This window comes from Mesorhizobium sp. LNHC252B00 (assembly GCF_000502955.1).
GTDB lineage: Bacteria > Pseudomonadota > Alphaproteobacteria > Rhizobiales > Rhizobiaceae > Mesorhizobium.
In genome coordinates this window covers 1-442 of record NZ_AYWO01000126.1, presented here as the reverse complement: position 1 = coordinate 442, position 442 = coordinate 1, and the positions used below count along the sequence as shown (strand labels likewise).

General features: G+C 61.5%; 1 pseudogene. It reads left to right on the top strand.

The window, feature by feature from the left end:
- Positions 1–442, top strand: a pseudogene (locus X744_RS01000000170765) (sensor domain-containing phosphodiesterase); the annotation flags it as partial.

Here is a 442-nt window from a genome sequence, read left to right as displayed (position 1 = left end):
TTGCCGAACTCGCCTCGCCGAAGCTGCCGCAGGTCTACCTCTGGGATCCTGAATCCTACAAGGATTCGGTCAATTCCTACACGCTGTTTCGCGGCATCGTCATCGGTATCGCCGGCCTTTTGGCGCTGTTCCTGACCATCCTGTTCGTGGTCAAGGGGACGTCGATGTTCCCGGCGACGGCGGCCCTCGCCTGGGCGGTGCTTGCCTATATCTGTGTCGATTTCGGCTTCCTCAACAAGGTCATCGAGATCTCGCCCGGCAACGAGCAGATGTGGAGAGCCGGCACCGAGGTGGCGCTGGCGGCGACTTTCGTGGTGTTCCTGTTTGCCTATCTCAACCTCAACCGATGGCACGGCCATTTCAGCTATGGCGCCCTGGTCTGGATTCTGGGGCTGCTCTTGATCGCCGGTGTCGCCATCGTCGATCCGGCGGTCGCCGCCGG